At 40.2% G+C, this 18,826-nt stretch carries 16 protein-coding genes; 10 read left to right on the forward strand and 6 right to left on the reverse strand.

Annotation, left to right across the window (positions count from 1 at the left end):
* Positions 1–189 precede the first annotated feature (189 nt).
* Entirely contained in the window at positions 190–1,947 is a 1,758-nt protein-coding gene (locus ACIQXQ_RS07180; RefSeq protein ID WP_402956365.1) for a 2-oxoacid:acceptor oxidoreductase subunit alpha, read from the forward strand.
* Positions 1,934–2,800, forward strand: a complete 867-nt coding sequence (locus ACIQXQ_RS07185; protein WP_402956367.1) for a 2-oxoacid:ferredoxin oxidoreductase subunit beta — start codon at positions 1,934–1,936, stop codon at positions 2,798–2,800. Before ACIQXQ_RS07180 ends, ACIQXQ_RS07185 begins: the two co-directional genes overlap by 14 nt.
* A 92-nt stretch (positions 2,801–2,892) precedes the next feature.
* Here ACIQXQ_RS07185 and ACIQXQ_RS07190 read toward each other — a convergent pair whose 3' ends face one another.
* Complete coding sequence (locus tag ACIQXQ_RS07190) at positions 2,893–3,060, reverse strand: hypothetical protein (protein ID WP_402956370.1); 168 nt, start codon at positions 3,058–3,060, stop codon at positions 2,893–2,895.
* 587 nt (positions 3,061–3,647) lie between these two features.
* Here ACIQXQ_RS07190 and miaB point away from each other — a divergent pair.
* The 6 genes from miaB to ACIQXQ_RS07220 all read left to right on the forward strand — a co-directional run bounded on the left by miaB (position 3,648) and on the right by ACIQXQ_RS07220 (position 11,804).
* Positions 3,648–5,192, forward strand: coding sequence for a tRNA (N6-isopentenyl adenosine(37)-C2)-methylthiotransferase MiaB (gene miaB, locus ACIQXQ_RS07195; protein WP_402868474.1), 1,545 nt, complete (start codon positions 3,648–3,650; stop codon positions 5,190–5,192).
* Position 5,193: 1 nt separating this feature from the next.
* Positions 5,194–5,622, forward strand: coding sequence for a YlbF/YmcA family competence regulator (locus ACIQXQ_RS07200; RefSeq protein ID WP_402868476.1), 429 nt, complete (start codon positions 5,194–5,196; stop codon positions 5,620–5,622).
* 213 nt (positions 5,623–5,835) lie between these two features.
* The gene (locus ACIQXQ_RS07205; RefSeq protein WP_402868478.1) at positions 5,836–6,375 is read left to right on the forward strand and encodes an outer spore coat protein CotE; all 540 of its coding nucleotides are present in this window, start codon (positions 5,836–5,838) and stop codon (positions 6,373–6,375) included.
* Positions 6,376–6,635: 260 nt separating this feature from the next.
* A complete protein-coding gene (gene mutS / locus ACIQXQ_RS07210; RefSeq protein ID WP_402956373.1) occupies positions 6,636–9,275 on the forward strand; it encodes a DNA mismatch repair protein MutS in 2,640 nt (879 codons plus the stop codon).
* A gap of 23 nt (positions 9,276–9,298) precedes the next feature.
* Positions 9,299–11,248 carry a DNA mismatch repair endonuclease MutL gene (mutL, locus tag ACIQXQ_RS07215; protein ID WP_402956375.1) on the forward strand — a complete coding sequence of 650 codons (1,950 nt, stop codon included), beginning with the start codon at positions 9,299–9,301 and terminating at the stop codon, positions 11,246–11,248.
* Positions 11,249–11,339: 91 nt separating this feature from the next.
* Entirely contained in the window at positions 11,340–11,804 is a 465-nt protein-coding gene (locus ACIQXQ_RS07220) for a GNAT family N-acetyltransferase (protein WP_402956377.1), read from the forward strand.
* Between the two features lie 112 nt (positions 11,805–11,916).
* Here the strand turns inward: ACIQXQ_RS07220 and ACIQXQ_RS07225 are convergent, their stop codons facing one another.
* The 3 genes from ACIQXQ_RS07225 to ACIQXQ_RS07235 form a co-directional block, all read right to left on the reverse strand.
* Entirely contained in the window at positions 11,917–12,135 is a 219-nt protein-coding gene (locus ACIQXQ_RS07225; protein ID WP_402956379.1) for a DUF3006 domain-containing protein, read from the reverse strand.
* Entirely contained in the window at positions 12,136–12,975 is an 840-nt protein-coding gene (locus tag ACIQXQ_RS07230; protein WP_402956381.1) for a ComEC/Rec2 family competence protein, read from the reverse strand. It lies immediately after the preceding gene.
* Positions 12,976–13,176: 201 nt separating this feature from the next.
* Entirely contained in the window at positions 13,177–13,797 is a 621-nt protein-coding gene (locus ACIQXQ_RS07235) for a cupin domain-containing protein (RefSeq protein WP_402956383.1), read from the reverse strand.
* Positions 13,798–14,057: 260 nt separating this feature from the next.
* On the opposite strand from ACIQXQ_RS07235, the gene ACIQXQ_RS07240 reads away from it, so the two are divergent.
* Together ACIQXQ_RS07240 and ACIQXQ_RS07245 are read left to right on the forward strand one after the other, a co-directional pair.
* Complete coding sequence (locus ACIQXQ_RS07240) at positions 14,058–15,950, forward strand: OPT family oligopeptide transporter (protein WP_402868492.1); 1,893 nt, start codon at positions 14,058–14,060, stop codon at positions 15,948–15,950.
* On the forward strand, positions 15,940–16,302 hold the full coding sequence (locus ACIQXQ_RS07245) for a PqqD family protein (RefSeq protein ID WP_402868494.1): 363 nt from the start codon (positions 15,940–15,942) through the stop codon (positions 16,300–16,302). The genes ACIQXQ_RS07240 and ACIQXQ_RS07245 overlap by 11 nt, the downstream gene beginning before the upstream one ends.
* Before the next feature lie 474 nt (positions 16,303–16,776).
* Here the strand turns inward: ACIQXQ_RS07245 and ACIQXQ_RS07250 are convergent, their stop codons facing one another.
* Both ACIQXQ_RS07250 and ACIQXQ_RS07255 read right to left on the reverse strand, forming a co-directional pair.
* Positions 16,777–17,958 carry an NAD(P)/FAD-dependent oxidoreductase gene (locus ACIQXQ_RS07250; protein WP_402875257.1) on the reverse strand — a complete coding sequence of 394 codons (1,182 nt, stop codon included), beginning with the start codon at positions 17,956–17,958 and terminating at the stop codon, positions 16,777–16,779.
* A gap of 43 nt (positions 17,959–18,001) precedes the next feature.
* A complete protein-coding gene (locus ACIQXQ_RS07255) occupies positions 18,002–18,445 on the reverse strand; it encodes a DUF1641 domain-containing protein (protein WP_402875259.1) in 444 nt (147 codons plus the stop codon).
* Positions 18,446–18,826 lie beyond the last annotated feature (381 nt).

The following is an 18,826-nucleotide window of genomic DNA, read 5'->3' on the forward strand; positions in this document are numbered from 1 at the left end:
TAGAATTGAATATTCTGAAAATATAAAAAATAAAAGCAAAAAGGTTGCAATTTATGTATTTAACCGATAGAATTGAAAGCGTTTAGTACACCTTTTCTGTCATAGAACGATTATTTACATATTGAACGTTCTGAAGAGAGGTACAGGTAAATAGCAGTTATATACGAACGTTCTAAAGGAGTGTAAGACATGATCAATCAACTTTCATGGAAAGTTGGCGGACAACAAGGTGAAGGTATTGAAAGTACAGGAGAAATATTCTGTATTGCCCTCAATCGCTTAGGTTATTACTTGTATGGCTACCGTCATTTCTCATCTCGAATAAAGGGAGGACACACGAATAATAAGATTCGTGTAAGTACTTCTGAAACTCGTGCTATCTCAGATGATTTAGACATCTTAGTTGCTTTCGATCAAGAAACAATAGACGTCAATTATAAAGAACTACACGAAGGCGGCATCATTATCGCTGATGCAAAATTTAAACCTGTCTGCCCTGAAGATACAAAGGCAGAGTTATATATAGTCCCATTTACGGAAATCGCATCTGAATTGGGTACTTCTTTAATGAAAAACATGGTGGCCATCGGAGCTACCTGTGCTGTACTTGGTATGGAAATCTCCGTGTTTAATGATGTTGTTGATGAAATCTTCGGCCGTAAAGGTGAAGAAATCGTTAAAAAGAACATGGATGCGATCACTGCTGGTTATAAGGCCATGGAAGTATTGCTTGGTGAAAAAGTGGGCGCTATGGAACTTGAAAAAGCGGATGGTCAAAAACGTTTATTCATGATTGGTAACGACGCAATCGCACTAGGTGCAGTTGCTGGTGGATGTCGATTTATGGCTGCTTATCCGATTACGCCAGCTTCAGAAATCATGGAGTATTTAATCAAGAAACTGCCTAAAGTGGGTGGTACCGTCATTCAGACGGAAGACGAAATCGCTGCAGCTACGATGGCAATCGGGGCTAACTACGGTGGTGTTCGTGCTATTACAGCTTCTGCCGGACCAGGTCTTTCATTGAAAATGGAAGCAATCGGTTTAGCGGGAATCACAGAAACTCCGATTGTTATTGTAGATACACAACGTGGCGGTCCTTCTACCGGACTTCCAACGAAACAAGAACAATCTGACTTAATGGCTATGATTTATGGGACGCACGGAGAAATACCGAAAATCGTCATGGCCCCAAGTACGGTTGAGGAAGCCTTTTATGATACGGCTGAAGCCTTCAATCTTGCTGAGGAATACCAATGTCCGGTTATCATTTTATCCGATTTACAGCTATCATTGGGTAAGCAGACTGTGCAACCGCTAGATTACAGTAAAGTGGAAATCAGACGTGGTAAACTTTTGGACACGGAAATAGAAGGCCCTCAAGAAAAAACATATTTCAAGCGCTATGAAGTAACAGAAGATGGAGTTTCTCCTCGTGTCGTTCCAGGCATGAAAAACGGAATTCACCATGTTACGGGTGTAGAGCATGATGAAACAGGGAAGCCTTCTGAATCAGCTGCAAATCGTGTAGCACAAATGGATAAGCGGATGCGTAAGCTTAGCAATTTAGCGAACACATTCAATACACCCGTTTACAAAAATGCACCACACGCAGAGGCTGACTTATTAATCCTAGGGTTTAACTCTACCCGGGGAACGATAGATGAAGCCATCGGCCGTTTGGAAACGGACGGAATAAAAGTGAATCATGCACAAGTTCGTTTGATTCATCCATTCCCTGCTGATGAAGTTCTTTCTTTAGTGCAATCAGCTAAGAAAGTAGTAGTAATTGAAAATAATGCGACTGGACAATTGGCTAATATTATCAAGATGAATGTCGGGCATGTAAATAAAATTAAAAGCATCCTAAAATATGACGGCAACCCATTCCTCCCGCATGAAATTCACACACAATGCAAGGAGATGTTCGAATATGGCAACATTTAAAGAATTTCGAAATGATGTAAAACCTAATTGGTGTCCTGGTTGTGGGGATTTCTCCGTTCAGGCTGCCATGCAGCGTGCAGCAGCCAACGTAGGCTTGGAACCGGAAAACTTAGCTGTGGTTTCTGGAATCGGCTGTTCAGGTCGGATTTCAGGCTATATCAAATCTTATGGTTTCCATGGCATTCATGGTCGTTCGCTACCGATTGCCCAAGGATTGAAAATGGCTAACCGCGAGTTGACGGTTATAGCTTCCGGTGGGGATGGCGATGGTTTTGCAATCGGGATGGGACATACCATACATGCAATACGTCGTAATATCGATATAACGTATATCGTTATGGATAACCAAATTTATGGTTTAACTAAAGGACAGACTTCCCCACGTTCAGCTGCTGGATTTAAAACGAAATCCACGCCTGAAGGATCAATTGAGCGGGCAGTCTCTCCGATGGAATTAGCTTTGTCGGCTGGAGCTACCTTTGTCGCTCAAAGTTTTTCAACGGATTTAAAAGACTTAACTGCAATCATTGAAGCTGGAATCAACCATAAAGGGTTCTCCTTTATTAATGTTTTCTCGCCATGCGTTACGTACAACAAAATCAATACGTATGATTGGTTCAAACAAAACTTAACAAAATTAAGCACGATTGAAGGATATGATTCCACAAATAAAGAACAGGCCATGCATACGTTAATGAAGCATGACAGTCTTGTGACTGGGATCATTTATCAAGATTCTTCACGGTCATCGTATCAGGAATTAATTCCAGGTTATGCCGATGAAGCGTTGAATAAATCTGATTTAACCCTAGATCAGGCTCATTTTGATAAATTGGTTGAAGAATTTATGTAAGCGTGAAAAGGTTCACCCCAAATTTGGGGTGAACCTTTTTTGTGGTTAATAACGCGTTCAAGGGAGGTCGAACGCTTTTTAGTTGGGACTACTTAGAAGTAAGTCTTACCACCAACCGTTATTGCAGCCACAGTTGTTGTTGTTGTTGCAGCATCCGAAAGAAAAGAAATTACAACGATTTCTTCTGCAGCAGCAGTTATTATTATTATTATTGTTATAATTGTTATTTCTATAATTATTGTAGTCGTTATTGTTGTCATAGGAATTGTTATTGTTGTTGTTATAATGATGATGGTGATGATGATGCTTATTGTTGTTATTGTTATGATTGTCGTTATCGTTGTTGCGTCGTTGACAACCTCTCACCGCACGACAGAAGTCCCTTTCGATTCTACTGTCATTAGAATTGTTGTTATCGTTGTGATTCCCTTTGTAGCACTCTTCGTTCTCGTAATATGACATATAAGTCACTCCTTAAAATATTTTTGTTGTACGAGATATCTTATTCAAGAGTGGACAGGATGCTATGGGGTCCTGTCCTATATAGAGAAAATGTACGATAGCCCTAGATAACGGATTGGAGAGAAGTAAATAGAAGGTTACTGGTTGATTACCATCTCTTAATTTCCTATTTTGTGAATTTTTTCTAACAAACGCTAAAGGATTGACAGAATGATTGTTTCTTCCTGGTAAAAGCTTTATACTATGTTAATGTGGATATATCACACTTAAAAGCAAATATTTACACATGAATGAAATAGGTAAGTGAACAAAAAACCTGGTTAGTATGCGGGTCTGGAAATAGTTAGGACGTTAAATAAACTAACTATTTTGAAAGGAGATTAACATGAACGAGAAACAAAGATTAGAATTACAACAAGTACAGAATGAAAATCCAGCGGACAAAAAATCCGAAAAGGATTACAGTAAGTACTTTCAGGCAGTTTATATACCGCCTTCCTTGAAGGATGCTAAAAAACGAGGAAAAGAAAATGTAGAATATCATGATGACTTTGCTATTCCTGAACAATTCCGAGGAATGGGAGAAGGTAAGAAATTTCTTATTCGTACATACGGTTGCCAAATGAATGAGCACGATACTGAAGTCATGGCGGGTATCTTTACGGCACTCGGATATCAACCGACCACTACAGTCGACGATGCGAATGTCATTTTACTGAACACTTGCGCAATAAGGGAAAATGCGGAGAACAAAGTATTCGGGGAACTAGGGCATTTAAAATCACTTAAATTGGAAAAACCGGATTTACTGTTGGGCGTTTGCGGCTGTATGTCCCAGGAAGAATCGGTCGTTAAAAGAATCCTTGAGAAACATCATTTTGTCGATATGATCTTTGGTACACATAATATCCACCGACTACCACAAATCCTAAATGAGGCATATCTTTCAAAAGAGATGGTCATTGAAGTTTGGTCCAAAGAAGGGGATGTGATCGAAAATCTTCCTAAAGTACGTAAAGGGAAAACAAAAGCATGGGTCAATATTATGTACGGCTGTGATAAATTCTGTACGTATTGCATCGTGCCTTTTACACGAGGAAAAGAAAGGAGTCGCCGTCCCGAAGATATCATTCAGGAGGTTCGTCATCTTGCGGCACAGGGCTACAAGGAAGTCACCCTCCTCGGTCAAAATGTGAATGCATATGGAAAAGACTTTACAGACATGGAGTATCGCCTTGGTGACTTGATGGATGAAATCCGTAAGATAGATATCCCGCGGATTCGCTTTACTACTAGTCATCCCCGGGACTTCGATGATCATTTGATTGAAGTTCTTGCTAAAGGCGGTAACTTAGTGGATCATATCCATCTTCCTGTTCAATCGGGAAGTACGGAAACGCTTAAAATCATGGCGCGTAAATACACGCGTGAACAATATTTAGAGCTTGTTAGAAAAATTAGGGAAGCAATTCCTAGTGCATCTTTAACGACGGATATTATTGTCGGTTATCCAAATGAAACGGAAGAACATTTCGAGGAAACGATGTCTTTATACCGGGAAGTTGGATTTGATGCTGCTTATACGTATATTTACTCTCCGCGAGAAGGAACGCCTGCAGCAAAAATGCAGGATAATGTCCCGATGGAAGTGAAAAAAGAGCGTCTGCAACGCTTAAATGCTCTTGTGAACGAAACATGTGCTTTGAAAATGAAAGAGTACAATGGGCAAATTGTAGAAGTTCTCGTGGAAGGTGAAAGTAAGAAAAATCCAGATGTATTAGCAGGGTATACTACGAAAAATAAGCTAGTGAACTTCAAAGGACCAAAGTCCGCGATTGGCCAAATCGTCAAGGTGAAAATCACCGACACGAAAACATGGTCATTGAATGGGGATATGGTTGAAGAAGCGACAGCAATAGAGGTGGATTAAAATGACAAAATATACAAAAGACGATATCTTAACAAAAGCGGCAGAGCTAGCTGAAATGATTGCCAGCACGGAAGAAGTGGATTTCTTTAAACGGGCTGAGGCTCATATTAATGAAAACCAAAAGATACGTGAAATGATTGCCAGTATCAAAAGCTTACAAAAACAAGCTGTGAACTTCCAACATTATGGAAAAGAAAAAGCATACGGGCAAGTTCAGGCGAAAATCGATGCCCTTGAAAAGCAGTTGGATGAGCTTCCAATCGTCCAGGAGTTCAAGCAATCCCAAGTCGATGTCAACGACCTTCTTCAAATGGTTTCTTCGCAAGTATCCAATAAGGTGACGGATTTGATAATTGAATCAACTGAAGGTGATATCCTTCGTGGTGAGACAGGATCAAAGGTGCAGGCTGGTGGCGGAGGTTGTTCATAATATTTTCGGGAAGCCCTTCTGGATGCAGAAGGGCTTTTTTATGTTTCAAAAACCCTTATACAGCGCCCATTCGTGACACATATCCCAAAACTGGTGCATAAAATAACCTAGATTTAAACATTACAGCAGTTTTCAGATATTAAAAATTCTACGCACACTAGACTTTTACCACGCATAGGATGAATGGAAACTGTATGAGGAGGGTTCGCTAGCATGTCACAATATAGAGAGATAATAACTAAAGCGGTGGTGGCCAAGGGACGTAAATTCACAAAGTCCTCACACACCATTTGCCCGGCTCATCATCCTTCTAGCATTCTAGGTTGTTGGATCATCAACCATAAATACGATGCCAAGAAAGTCGGCAAAAAGGTAGAAATTCACGGCAGCTACGAAATCAACGTTTGGTATTCATATAACCATAATTCAAAGACGGAAGTTGTCACTGAAAAAGTACAATATACCGACGTGATTTCGCTAAAATACCGTGATCCAGATTGTCATGATGACCATGAAATCGTAGCACAAGCTGTCCAACAGCCGAATTGTTTAGAAGCATCCATCTCCCCATGTGGACAAAAGATCATTGTTCATGTGGAAAGAGAATTCTTTGTGGAGGTCGTTGGCGAAACGAAAATTTGCGTCGCTGTAAGCCCAGATGGCCGCTGTGAAGATGACTGGGGCTCAGATTTTGATGATGATGAGTTCGAAGATTTAGATCCGGATTTCCTTGATGAATTCGAAGATGAGTAAAATACTTTAATATAGTCAATACCGGATGACATTCCCTTCATCCGGTCTTATTTACGTTAAAAGAAGGACAGGCCAAATTAGTGAATATTTTATTACCCGCATAAGCTCCTCGGCGTCCTAAATCCCCTTATAAAAAGGAAAAAAACAGTATATTATGCATGTTTTCTTGTAATAGCGAATACAGGAAAGGTGCTATCCCGTATGGTATAATAAATGACATATATAAATAACAGATTATAGTTTGGAAAGGTTTTGAAAGAATGGCTGGATATACACCAATGATTCAACAATATTTAAAAATCAAGGCAGAGTATCAGGATGCCTTTTTATTTTTCCGTTTAGGGGATTTTTATGAAATGTTTTTTGAGGATGCATTGAATGCCTCACAGGAACTGGAGATTACATTAACGAGCCGGGAGGGTGGCACGGAAAATCGAATTCCCATGTGTGGCATTCCCTATCACTCGGCTCCCAATTATATTGATATTTTGATAGAAAAAGGCTTTAAGGTAGCCATTTGTGAACAGACAGAGGATCCTAAACAAGCAAAAGGGGTCGTCCGCCGGGAAGTTGTCCAGCTGATTACACCGGGAACCAAAATGGATAGTAAGGGACTTCGGGAAAAAGAAAATAATTACATTGCATCCATCACGTCCTTTACAGATGGGCCATTCGGTTTTGCTTACAACGATTTGTCGACAGGTGAAAACAAGGTCACGTTGATTGAAAGTTTTGAAGAGGTATTGAATGAGTTTGCAAACCTTGGTGCCAGCGAAGTTGTCATTGCAACGGATTTTAACGATGAATGGAAAAAGCAATTGCAGGAACGGGGTGCCGCAGCACTTTCCCTTGAGGATAACTTAGAGCAAAGTGAGTCGTTCGTTTCTTTGTTTCGACTGTTGAAAGAAGATAAGCAAGCTCAAACGACTGCGCGTTTATTGAATTATTTATACCGAACCCAAAAAAGAAGCCTAGATCACCTGCAGCCAGTATTTGCATATGAAACGTCCCATTATATGAAAATCGACTATTATAGCAAGCGTAATTTGGAGTTGACGGAAACCATCCGTTCCAAAGGAAAAAAAGGGTCGTTATTATGGCTTTTGGATGAGACGAAGACAGCGATGGGAGGCAGGATGCTTAAGCAATGGATTGATCGTCCACTCATCAATCGACTGCAAATCGAACGTAGACAAAACCTTGTGGAAATATTGAAGGATCACTACTTCGAACGTCAAGATTTGCGCGAGCGCTTGAAGGAAGTATATGATTTAGAGCGTCTTGCGGGCCGGGTGGCGTTTGGAAATGTCAATGCACGTGATTTAATCCAGTTGAAACGTTCACTCCAACAAGTACCCATCATTCGTGAAATCGTCCAATCCTTGGGCTCCAATGGTGATATAACAGCTCTCGCCGAAAAGCTGGATCCCTGTGAGGAAGTGACCGATTTACTTGAAACGGCATTAGTGGAAAATCCACCGTTATCCGTTAAGGAAGGGAACATTATCCAAGATGGTTTCCACTCGGAACTGGATACATATCGAGATGCCAGCCGAAACGGAAAAACGTGGATCGCTCAGCTGGAACGGGAGGAACGGGAACGTACCGGAATACGATCATTGAAAATCGGCTATAACCGAGTATTTGGTTATTATATTGAAGTGACTCGCGCCAATTTGCATTTACTTGAAGAGGGACGGTATGAACGGAAGCAAACCTTGACCAATGCTGAAAGATATATCACACCTGAACTAAAAGAAAAGGAAGCCTTGATTTTACAAGCCGAAGAGAAAAGCATCGGTCTTGAATATGATCTGTTCCTCAGCCTCCGTGAACAGGTGAAAAGCTATATCCCACGTTTACAAGAGCTTGCGAAAGGCATCAGTGAACTTGATGTTCTCCAGTGCTTTGCAACGATCAGTGAAGAGCGTCATTATGTAAAGCCGGTCTTTTCTGAAAATCGTAAAATAGCCTTACAGGAAGGACGCCATCCTGTTGTCGAAAAAGTACTGCATTCTCAAGAGTATGTTCCAAATGACTGTTTTATGGATAGCGACCGTGAGCTACTTTTGATTACAGGACCTAATATGTCGGGTAAAAGTACGTATATGCGTCAGATTGCGTTGACATCCATTTTGGCCCAAATCGGTTGTTTTGTATCGGCGACCTCAGCGGAACTGCCGATTTTCGATAAAGTGTTCACTCGAATTGGTGCAGCGGATGATCTCATTTCGGGGCAAAGTACTTTCATGGTCGAGATGCTCGAAGCAAAAAATGCCATCATGAATGCTACGGAAAACAGCTTGATTTTATTCGATGAAATCGGACGAGGAACTTCCACTTACGATGGTATGGCGTTAGCGCAGGCAATCATTGAATATATTCATGGAGAAATCGGTGCAAAGACACTCTTTTCAACACATTATCATGAATTGACCGTGCTATCAGAGGAACTTCCTAAACTGAAAAATATCCACGTAAGTGCAATCGAACAGAATGGGAATGTCGTTTTCCTTCATAAAATAAAAGAGGGACCAGCCGATAAAAGTTATGGTATTCATGTTGCCAAGCTTGCCAACCTTCCAAAACAGTTAATTGACCGGGCAGCTGCCATTTTAGCGCAACTTGAAAGTGATAATGAACAAGTGACGCAAACACCTTCAAAGTCAGCTGTTGTAGTAGATATAGATGTTCCTAAAGGATCTAAAGAAAAGGATGGTACGGTTGTAAATGAAGCGTCGCAACTTTCCTTTTTCGGAGAAGAAGTTCCAAGGGAAAAAACCAGTTCATCAGCTAAGGAAAAAAAAGTGCTTGATGATATCAAATCGCTCGATATCCTAGAAATGACACCACTGGATGCGATGAATATACTCTATAAATTGCATAAGAAATTGAAATAAATAATTGAAGCGAGGCGATAAAAGTGGGGAAAATCATACAGCTAGACGAGTCTTTATCGAATAAAATAGCAGCTGGCGAAGTGGTTGAACGTCCTGCCTCAGTCGTGAAGGAGCTAGTGGAGAACGCCATAGATGCCAACAGTACCATCATTGAAATTGAATTGGTGGAGGCCGGACTTGGGTCCATCAGGATCATAGACAATGGAGATGGAATGACGGCCGATGATGTAGAAGCGGCGTTCAAACGTCATGCCACAAGTAAAATAAAAGATGAAAATGACTTGTTTCGGATTCGGACGCTCGGGTTCCGTGGTGAAGCCATGCCAAGTATCGCATCAGTTTCCCATTTTGAAATGAAAAGCAGCACGGGAGAGGGGCCAGGAACCCGAATTCTGCTTGAAGGGGGGATCATTCGTGAATTGGAGGCTTCATCAAGCCGAAAAGGGACGGACATCACGGTCTCCGAGCTTTTCTATAATACACCGGCACGATTGAAGTATTTAAAAACGATTCATACGGAGCTAGGAAACATTACGGATGTCACGAACAGGCTGGCTTTGTCACACCCTGACGTTTCGATAAGCCTTACGCATAATGAGAAACGTATTTTGCATACGAATGGTAATGGAGATGTCCGGCAAGTACTGGCCGCAATCTACGGAATGAATATTGCCAAAAAGATGATTCCGATAGAGACGAGGTCTTTGGACTTCACTATAACCGGATATATCGTAATGCCCGAGGTCACCCGTGCCTCCAGAAACTACATTTCGACTATGATTAACGGTAGATTTATAAAAAACTATGTTCTTGTTAAGGCAATCCTGGAGGGATACCACACACTCCTTCCTATTGGACGTTTCCCAATTGCTTTGTTGAATATTGAAATGGATCCAATCTTGGTCGATGTTAATGTACATCCATCCAAATTAGAGGTGCGACTTAGTAAGGAACAGGAGTTATATGCCTTAGTATCGGAAACGATTAAATCGGCTTTCAAGAAACTTTCCTTGATTCCAAGCGGTTTCACGCCGTCACACAAGAAAGAGGAGCCTAAGAGCGAGCAGACGTCTCTCAGCTTAGACCATGTCGTGGAAAGGGGAAGGCAAGTTCTTGAAGAAGCAAAAAAAGAAGCATCCCTACTAAAGAATACCTTGATACGAGAAAAACAACAGCAAGAAATTCCAGTGGAATCTATCGATGATAACCAGGATATTGATACCATGCATGAATTAATATATAGCAGTGAAGATGGAATGCAAATGGGAGAGGCCTCTATCCCTGTCATACCTCCAGAAGAAAAAAGGTCCTTGTTCGAATCCGCTGAAGGGTATACAACATATACAGTCGAAGAGGATGAGGAAGAAATGGAGGAGGAAGATGCTTCAAGCCGCATACCTCCTATGTATCCAATTGGACAAATGCATGGCACCTATATTTTCGCCCAAAACGAAAAAGGTTTGTATATCATCGATCAGCATGCTGCACAGGAACGGATTAAATATGAATATTTCAAAGAAAAGGTTGGTCGTGTCGAAAATGAGCTACAGGATATGCTCGTTCCGATCACGTTAGAATTTTCGACCGATCAATCAATTCGAATCAATGAATACAAGGATGAGCTAGAAAAGGTCGGCGTCTTTTTAGAGGAATTCGGTTACAATTCCTTTATCGTCCGGTCCCATCCACAATGGTTCCCTAAAGGAATTGAACAGGAAATCCTTGAAGACATGATTGAACAATTATTGTCGATGAAAAAGGTGGACATAAAAAAACTGCGTGAAGCGGCGGCCATCATGATGAGCTGCAAAGCCTCCATTAAAGCCAACCGCCACCTCCGTAACGATGAAATACAAGCCCTTCTTGATGAATTAAGGCGAACAACCGATCCATTCACCTGTCCGCATGGAAGACCCATCATCATCTCCTATTCAATTTACGAAATGGAAAAGATGTTTAAAAGGGTGATGTGAAAATGAAAAGAGAACCCCTTGTTATCAAGGGGTTCTCTTTGGGATAGGTACCAACATAATACGTAATATGTATGCTAAGGGAGGAGTTTCTTTGCATTTTGAACCGATTGATGTAACGAAGCATAGAACATTCATTATTCGATTTCGTAGGGACTCTTTCATCATAAGCTTTGGTTCTGATAAGGATCTTGGAAACGTAGAGGAATATCTGGATTGGGTAAAAATAAAATCGAACCGATATCCAGGTGGATTTGTCTTGGTTATGGAAGATGATGTGCCCATCGGTCAACTTGAACTTACAATTAAAGAATATAAGGGTAGTAAAGTAGGCTACGTAAATCTTTATTATCTCATTCCTGAAAAACGTGGAATGGGGTTAGGGAAGGAACTTCACCGATATGCTCTTCATTTCTTTAAAAAATATGGGGTAAAGGAATATCATCTACGCGTTTCTCCTACTAATAGAAACGCATTGTCTTTTTATCGTAAAAATGGAATGCAGGAAGTAGGGTTTGAATTAGAGGGAAAAGTGATAAGAATGAAAGGGAACGTGTAAGTTAAAAAATATACCTCCAGGGTAAGTTCATGTTTCTCAGCTAGTTCATTATTATTAAGGTAAAAGATGTAGAAAAAATCCCCTTCTCATTTTGAGAAGGGGATAGTCGTAGTCAATCTTCAAACAACTCATCCATCAAGTCATCAATTTCTTTTTTTAACTTTCTTGTTCCTTCTTTGGAGACAGTAATTGTATCACCATCGATAATCAGCATATCTCCGACCTTGGCCCCTTTTGGAAGGGAGCTTTTCGGAAAATCCTTCATATCGCCACCATCGATTTCCACGACAGCTATTTCACCTTCAAAGCGATCAATTATTCCTTGCTTCATTTATTTCACCGTCTTTACAGTAAGTTTCGTACCTGTAGAAGTAAAAATAATGTTTCCAGATTTGTCTGTACGATAGATTTTAGCTTTTATGGAATTCAAGCGTTTTACAACGGTAGAAGTAGGATGCCCATAGCTATTTTTTCCTACACTTATTATAGCGTATTTTGGTTTTGCTTTCTTAATAAAAGCTGAACTAGAAGATGTTTTTGCCCCGTGGTGCCCAACTTTAAGGACATCCACGCTTGGTACTACCTTTTTGGCAAGCATGTCTTTTTCGGATTTTTCTTCAGCATCGCCAGTGAACAAGAACGATTTTTTATTATGTTTAAGCAATAGGACGGCACTCCAGTTATTTAAGTCTTTCTTATAGTCTTTGACTGGAGCAAGGAATTTCAATGACGTATTCTTTGCCTTCGTTGTGACTACTACCCCGGTCTTGGCTTTCTTGATTTTTAGCCCTTTCTTCTTAACCGCTTTTAAAAAGTCTTTGTAAGCTTGTGTGGTATGGGAAACTTTCGGTGCATACACAGCTTTGACTTTCAGGTTATTGATTACATAGGCCAGTCCACCGATATGATCGGCATCCGGATGCGTCGAGACAACCGCATTCAACGTTTTTACCTTTTGTTTTTTCAGATAGGCAACGACATCATCGCCTTTTCCTTTTCCACCAGCATCAATTAAAATGTTTTCATTACCGGTTTGAATCAGGATGGAATCGCCTTGGCCCACATTGATAAAGTGTACCTTCACATTGGAAGCAGCAGCTTCAGTTGACTGGATTCCAGTAAATAAAGTTAAACATAGAACAGCCACTAATATTACTTTAAGTTTTTTCATCATTATATCACCCTAGCATATCTTATCATGGTTATTAAGAGAAAAGTGAGATAATAAATATTTTAAAATAGTATTTTTTCATTCGTATAGATATTTATCTGTTATTTTATGCATGAATTAATAAAAAATACCATTAATATAAAATATAAGGATAATATTTTAGTTATTTATGGGATTTTATATTATTTTATTAAAATAATACTAATAATATGGTAAAGCTGATGGATTTTGATTGTAGTATGGGCTACCGTACCATTGGTTTAGATAGTGCCATGATTGATTGGAATGATTATTCCCATTTCTGTTATAGGTTACGGGTGGGCCAATGAAAGTCGAGGGCTGAACGGGTGACACCGTTTTTTTCCATTGGTTTTCATCTATGGAATAAGTGTGGGCCATGATATCCGCTGGCGTTAATTTCAAGATATCCGATCCAAGAATGACTTCAGGGATAGGTGCATTAAAAATAGCAAGTAAATGTGTTTGGTCCATGGTAGCCACTTCATAATGCCACCAGCCTTGTGGGACGTTCGCTACTTGGCCGGGAGTAATGGGGTAGTTCTGAATGAGCTTTGTATATGGATTCAGAATGGATACTGTAGCGGCCCCGGAGATGCAATAAACTAGCTCAGCTGCATTTTGATGGTAATGAGGTTCGATGATATTATTGGCACTTAAGAATATATCGAGTAAAGAAGTATTCTCCAGGGTGTTCAACTGTGAAATGCCCAATACATTTATATAGTTCAGATTATCTTTTTTTACTAAAGTACTTTTATTTACATCGAAGGTAAATTGAGTCGAAGGTGATGCATAATCCATAGGTATCCTTCCTTTACGATGGTGTGGGTTTTGAGCAGAATATGCGGTTTTTCTTTAGAATGTGCAAATACCCATGATAAAGATTGTAGTTAGAAACCAAAGTCTTTCAAAATAATATTCTTATAAAATATCATTTAACTGAATTTTCCCTATTGTCTTATTTAAGAATAAGCAGAATTTTCCCATTGCATGAATAGAAATTACAGTGATATAATAATTCCTGTGTTTTTAAAGTTAAAAAGATATAGGAAGTGTCTAAATTGTCTAACAATTCAAAAGAGAGCAAATTCGTCCCGTACGTTTCTGCTTCGAAATCTTTACCCGAATTAACTGTCACTGCAATTATTCTAGGTATAATTCTTGCCATCGTTTTTGGAGCAGCTAATGCATATTTAGGTCTCCTTATTGGATTGACGGTTTCCGCATCTATACCCGCGGCGGTAATTTCAATGGCAATCCTGAGAGGGATTTTTCGACGAGATTCCATCTTAGAAAACAACATTGTGCAAACGATGACAACAGCAGGTGAGGCCATTGGGGCCGGAGCCGTTTTTACTATCCCAGCATTATTTATGTGGGGGATGGATGTTAGTCAAGCGTTAATCCTATTCATTGTTTTAACTGGTGGATTCCTTGGGGTCTTCATGATGGTCCCCCTTCGTCAGCTTTTAATAGTAAGGGAGCACGAAACATTACCTTATCCTGAGGGTACGGCATGTGCCGAGGTATTGAAATCAGGAGAAAAAGGCGGTTCTAGCGCTAAATTAATCGGAGTCGGTTTAGTAATCGGTGGTGTGGTTAAAGCGCTTGGAGATGGATTCAAGCTATTTAAAACGGAAGTGGAAACAGGCATCACTGGTTTTAAAAATGCAGTAGTCGGCCTTGATGCATTTCCTTCCCTATTGGGTGTCGGGTATATCATCGGTCCACGTGTTGCGGGTCAAATGATCGGTGGGGGTCTATTGGCTTGGGTCGTCCTTATACCGGCCATTAGCTTCTTTGGTAGTGGTAGCTCAACACCTATATTCCCGTCAGAAGTTCCTATCGGTGAACTGGATGCTTGGGGAATTTGGGATAATTATATTCGGTACATCGGAGCTGGAGCAGTTGCGACTGGGGGCTTAATCACACTGATTAAGACATTGCCCACTCTATTCAGTTCTGCTTTTGCAACGCTGAGAGGCGTGCAAGCGAATAAAGGTCAGCTTAAAGCCGGGCTAATTCGTACTGAAAAAGACATTCCTGCTAAATTCGTGTGGTTAGGGATGCTTATTGTTCTTTTGATCATTGCCTTTGCACCTGTAACGGAAGTAGGTATCATAGGCGCAGTTGCAATCGGTATTTTTGGTTTCTTATTCGTGACGGTCGCTTCAAGGATTGTTGGGATTGTAGGAAGCTCTTCATCCCCTACATCTGGGATGACCATTGCGACACTACTAATTGTAGCGCTTATTTATAAGGCAACAGGCTTCACTGGCATGGATGGCATGATAGCTGTAGTAACGGTTGCTGCAATCGTTTGTACGGCACTTGCAGTGTCAGGTGACGTTTCTCAAGATTTGAAAACAGGTTATATTGTCGGTGGTACGCCATGGAAACAACAAGTTGCGATGATGATTGGTGTCGTTGCATCTGCAGCTGTCATTGGCTTTACCTTAGTGTTAATGGATAATGCTTATACAATGGGTTCTGCAGAACTTCCTGCACCTAAAGCGGCCTTGATGAAAATTCTTGCTGAAGGTGTTCTTGGAGGAGACTTACCTTGGACCCTTATCTTCATAGGAACGGCGATTGCCATTACTCTAGAGTTCTTCGGTTTGAATTCACTTAGTGTGGCAGTTGGGATTTACTTGCCAGTTCATACGAGTGCGCCAATCATGATCGGTGGATTTGTACGTTACTTCGTTGAACGTTTTTCTAAATCTAAAGAAGCACGTAAAGCAAGAGTAGATAGAGGAACATTGTTCGCGTCCGGTTTAATCGCCGGTGAATCATTGATTGGAGTGCTTATTGCAGTCTTAATTGCAGTGGGAGTAAAAGTTCCAGCCGTAGCGGTGATAGCGAGCAACCTAATACCATTCTTACTTTTCCTTGCTTTAGCTGGAGTACTTTGGTTTGTATCTAGCAAAAGGAATAAAGAAGATGTTTCGTAAAAAGCAAAAATCAAAGAGGAACCTGTTAACTATGGTTCCTCTTTTGGAAAGTCGTGTCACCCTAGAAATGGATTCTTCTTCGGACTTAGGATTTTTGATTATCCAGAGAACTAACTTCATCGAGAGACTGACGATTCGTTTCTTGAAGCAAAGGGCATTTCGTAAAATCAAGCTAGATAAGTTTGGGAGATTTGCCATTGAACAAATGGCATATCGCAAGAATGTTCAAGCGATTTCGGAAGCGATGATTGAACACTTTGGGGAAGAAGCCGAACCGGCCTTACCACGACTTGTGAAATTTTTTGAAATCCTTGAAGTTCATGAATGGATCATTTGGGAAGAAGAAAAATAAAAAACAAGCTGAAGCATGCAAATCGCGCTTCAGCTTGTTTTTTTGCTTTTTCATGAATGAGGGGTAGCGAAATCAATAGCTAAAGGTAATTCGAAAAAATTTCTTAATAACGGCAGAGAGTAGGTTGTAGGGCTGATCGTCATGTTTGGTATTTGTAAAAGGAGCATATTCTGTAAATGTTAACGTATATGATTTCATTCTTGATGGGTTTGTATGGGAAATGTAACAGGGACGCTAAAGAGGGTGACACCAGGCCTGAATTTAAGGTCCGGCAAAAATGCCCTCAGTCTATACTTATTGTATTGCCTTGCCATCCTACGGGGGAGGGGACCATGTTCTATCATTTATTAATTCGTCAATAGATTCCTAATCTATCAATTGGTGGAATTGAAAAATCCAGTTTCCGTCTAAGGACAGAAACTGGATTTTTCTCAGCGTCTACTTATTTACAAATGATTAAGTTCAGTGTTGAACTTAATAGACCAAATTGTAAAGCGCTTTGATATGAGTAAGATAACGGATGTTACTAGCTTCCTTCATTAAAGTGGCAGGTAAGCCTTTAAGTTCAGTGTTGTTAGCCCCAACTGTTGCTACACCATCTTTACGACCTAAGCTGGCAAGTGTTCCAGAATTGATAGGTGCGAATTTTTCTAGTGTTTTACCTTCAAATGCTGCATATAGGTTGTAACCGACTAGTTCGCCCATTTGCCAAGCGTTTTGTGCTGTTGGTGCGTATGGACGTCCACCTTCTGGAGGGAAGGCAACGGCACTATCGCCAACAACGAATACGTCATTATGAGACTTGGATTGAAGATATTCATTGACAGTTGCTTTACCACGGTCCACTTCAAGACCTGATTCCCCAACGATAGGAAGAGCAGCGACCCCACCAGTCCAAACAAGTGTATTAGCCGTGATGGTTTGTCCATCTTTCAATTCGATAACATTGCCTTTGACACCTGTTACAGGAAGGCTAGTTAAGAATTCGACCCCACGTTTTTGTAGACTTGTCATTGCGCGTTCAATTAATGAATCCGGTAATACAGGAAGAATCTTTGGACCAGCCTCGATAAGCTTGATTTTCAAGTCTTTGTAGTCTACGCCAAATTGTTTTGCAATTTTAGGGAAATGATCTACGATTTCACCGATTAATTCAACGCCAGTTAATCCACCGCCGCCGATTACAATCGTTGCGTCCGCTTCATTTTTCGTAATGGAATATTCACGAATGCGATCTTCGATATGTTTGTAAACTTTGTTTGCATCATGTACAGATTTTAATACCATGCTGTTTTCTTCAAGTCCTGGAATGCCGAAGAATCCTGTTTGGCTTCCTAAAGCAACAACTAAAGCATCGTAAGTTAGAGTAGAACCATTAGCAAGTTTAACTTGTTTTTTATCCACTGAGAAAGATTCAGCTTTGGAAATGACAAGGTCGATGTCTTTTCCTTTGAAAAGTTTTTCTAACGGAATGGCAACAGCTTGTTCAGAAACTGATCCTCCTGCTAGACGATGAAGTTCTGTGATAATTTGGTGTGTTGGGTATTGGTTAACCACTGTAACTTGTGCTTCATCTTTATTTAAGTATTTTCGAACCGTTAATGCAGATAGTAATCCGCCGTATCCTGCACCTAAGATGACGATATGTTTTGACATTTGTTAATCCCCCGTCCTAACTGGTTGAATGATAATAATAGAATTAGTTTTGGTTCTTACGTTCTGCAGAGATTTCAAGGAACGCACTTGCGAAACGGAAAAGTTTTTGCGCTTGTGGATCTTTCATCATACGTAGTAAACCGAAAAGACCAATGACTTCCGTACTTTCTTCAGCGCGGTCCTTTGCTTCGATTGCATTGGCAGCAAGGCCCTTTACAGAAGATACAACTGGTGTTGCCATTTCTGAAATAGCACTGACTGTATCATTTTTCAATACTTCATCAGTTGCAACAGATTGAGCAAAATCATATGACTTTGTCAAAATATTAACCAATTCCGTTAATTTTGGTAATTGTTCTACTAAATTATTCAGTGATTGTTGAACCTCAGGGTTTAAAAGTTGATCTAGGATATCTCTTTGTTCCTGGCTTGCAGAGATATTAAGTGTTTCGTTTTCAGGTTTTGATTTTGAGACTACATCTGCCATATCTATTTCCCCTTTGCGTTGAACTTAATTTGCTAATTAGGATGCAAAGTCACATTACTATCGAAGTCAGAAACTATAACTTTGAAAATCTCTTTAAAAAGTTATCGCTACTAGAGGCCCATACTGATATGTAGTTCCTTTGATAGAACCTATTAACTTACTGAACTCACGTGTCTCTATCCTAACACTCCTAATCATACGTCTACCGACTGTTAATTTCAAATAGTTTTTTACAATATGAATATAACTTAAAGTTATTATTTATGTTCGTGTAAGCCAGGGGACATTTTTCGTGGTATCATCGGGAAACTTGAATATCTTCTATATTCTCCATTTTTATGGTTTTTTTGAGAATTCACCTTAGAAATAGGCTTCATTCCT

It is taken from the genome of Peribacillus sp. NPDC097198 (genome assembly GCF_044762055.1).
GTDB lineage: Bacteria > Bacillota > Bacilli > Bacillales > DSM-1321 > Peribacillus.